At 69.5% G+C, this 2,473-nt stretch carries 2 protein-coding genes; both read left to right on the top strand.

The window, feature by feature from the left end:
- Positions 1–1,589 (top strand): APC family permease (locus tag I0Q12_RS16100; RefSeq protein WP_197252868.1); only part of this gene is annotated, 1,589 nt, incomplete at its 5' end.
- A partial coding sequence (locus I0Q12_RS16095) for a TRAM domain-containing protein (RefSeq protein WP_307846275.1) occupies positions 1,586–2,473 on the top strand: 888 nt, incomplete at its 3' end. The genes I0Q12_RS16100 and I0Q12_RS16095, both read left to right, overlap by 4 nt.

Genomic DNA, 2,473 nt, shown 5'->3' with positions numbered 1-2,473 from the left:
CGGCGGTGCCGTTCGTCGCGCAGCACAAGGTGCTCTTCGCGATCATCGCCATCGCGATCCTCACCGCCGTGAACCTGCGGGGTCTGCGGGAGGCCGGGACCGCCTTCGCCATCCCCACTTACGCCTTCATGTTCGGTGTGCTGGTCATGCTGGTCTGGGGCCTGACCCGCATCTTCGTGCTGGGGGACGACCTGCAGGCCGAATCGGCGGGGTTCGAGCTGACGGCCGAACAGTCGAACCTGACGGCGATCGCGTTCGCGTTCCTCCTCGCCCGGGCCTTCTCCTCGGGTTGTGCCGCCCTGACCGGTGTCGAGGCCATCAGCAACGGCGTGCCGGCGTTCCGGAAGCCCAAGTCGCGCAACGCGGCGACGACCCTGCTGATGCTGGGCGGCATCGCGATCACGCTGCTGCTGGGCATCATCGTGCTCGCCGAGAAGATCGGTGTCGTGATCGCCGAGGACCCGGCGACCCAGCTGCAGGGCGCCCCGGAGGGATACCACCAGAAGACACTGATCGCGCAGCTCGCGGAAACCGTGTTCGACGACTTCCCACTCGGCTTCTACCTGATCACGATCGTCACCGCCCTGATCCTGGTGCTCGCCGCCAACACGGCGTTCAACGGGTTCCCGGTGCTCGCATCGGTGCTGGCCCAGGACCGGTATCTGCCACGCCAGCTGCACACCCGTGGCGATCGCCTCGCGTTCAGCAACGGCATCCTGTTCCTGTCGGGTGTCGCGATCGTGTTCGTGTGGGTGTTCGGCGCCGAGGTCACCCACCTCATCCAGCTCTACATCGTCGGGGTGTTCGTGTCGTTCACCCTGAGTCAGACCGGCATGATCCGGCACTGGACCCGGCACCTGGCGACCGAGACCGATCCGAACCAGCGCCGCCGCATGGTCCGGTCGCGCGTGGTCAACACGATCGGCCTCGTCATGACCGCGACCGTGCTGGTCATCGTGCTCATCACGAAGTTCGTTGCGGGCGCGTGGATCGCGATCGTCACGATGATCGCGATCTTCGGGCTGATGAAGGCGATCCGCCGGCACTACGACAGCGTCGCCGCGGAACTCGAGGGCACCGAATGGGACGGTGTGCTGCCCAGCCGCACGCACTCGATCGTTCTCGTCTCGAAGATGCACCATCCGACGATGCGCGCCCTCGCGTACGCGCGGGCGACCCGCCCGGACACGCTCGAAGCGGTCACCGTGAACGTCGACGACGCGGACACCCGCCAGCTGGTGCGGCAGTGGGAGAGCAGCGACATCACCGTGCCGCTCAAGGTCGTCGAATCGCCCTACCGCGAGATCACGCGCCCGGTGCTCGAATACGTCAAGCGGGTGCGACGTGATTCGCCGCGCGACGTGGTGACCGTGTTCATCCCGGAATACGTGGTCGGGCACTGGTGGGAGCAGGTCCTGCACAATCAGAGCGCGCTGCGCCTGAAGAGCAGGCTGCTGTTCCAGCCCGGGGTGATGGTCACGAGCGTGCCCTGGCAGCTGCACTCGTCGGCGGATGTACGCAAGGAACGAATCGACGCGGCGCCCGGTGCGGTACGGCGCGGACTCGACGATCAGGAGGAACAACGGTGAGCCGGCACGAACGGCAGGTCCCGCCGACGGATTGGTCAGGTCGCCGGATCGAGGTGATCCTCGGCAACCCCGCCCACGGCGGCTCGACCGTCGCGCGCTACGAGGGGCGGGTGGTGTTCGTCCGGCACGGATTGCCCGGCGAACGGGTGATTGCGCTCGTCACCGAGGATCGCGGTGGGTCCTACTGCTTCGCCGACGCGGTGCAGATCCTGGAGGCCTCGCCCGACCGGGTGAACCCGGTGTGCCCGATCTCGGGGCCGGGCGGCGCCGGCTGCTGCGACCTGTCCCACGCGAGCCTGCCCGCGCAGCAGCGCATCGGCGCCGCGGTGGTGGCGGAACAGTTGCGCCGGCTCGGCGGGATCGACCGGCCGGTCGAGGTCGAACTGCTTCCCGGCGGCGAGCCGGACGGCACCCGATGGCGGACCCGGGTGCGTCTGGCCGTCGATCGGGTCGGAAACCCGGGCTTCCGCCGGCACCACAGTCACGACGTGGAGACGGACCTGGCGTGCCCGCAGATCGAGGCGCGCGCGTACGTCGGGCTGACCGACCGGGTGTGGCAGCCCGGTGCCGAACTGCAGGTGGTGCTGGACGCGGACGGCGAGCGGCACGTCGTGGAGATCGCGCCGCCGCACGTGTCGCGGACCGGTCGCCGCAGTCCCGGTCGCCGGGGTGCGTCGGCGCGGCGCGCAGCGGCGAGTGCGCCGCGCGTGGAGAAGGTGATGGAGGGTTCGGGCCGCCCGGTCCAACGGGTCGGGACGCGGGAATGGAGGCTCTCCGCCACCGGGTTCTGGCAGGCGCACCGCGGCGCCGCCTCGACCTATTCGCGGGTCGTGGGGGAGTGGGCCGATGCCTCCGCGGGGGCGACGGCCTGGGATCTGTACGGC

This window comes from Rhodococcus sp. CX (assembly GCF_015865005.1).
GTDB lineage: Bacteria > Actinomycetota > Actinomycetes > Mycobacteriales > Mycobacteriaceae > Rhodococcus.
The sequence above is the reverse complement of the archived record's forward strand: the minus strand, read 5'-3'. Positions and strand labels throughout refer to the sequence as shown.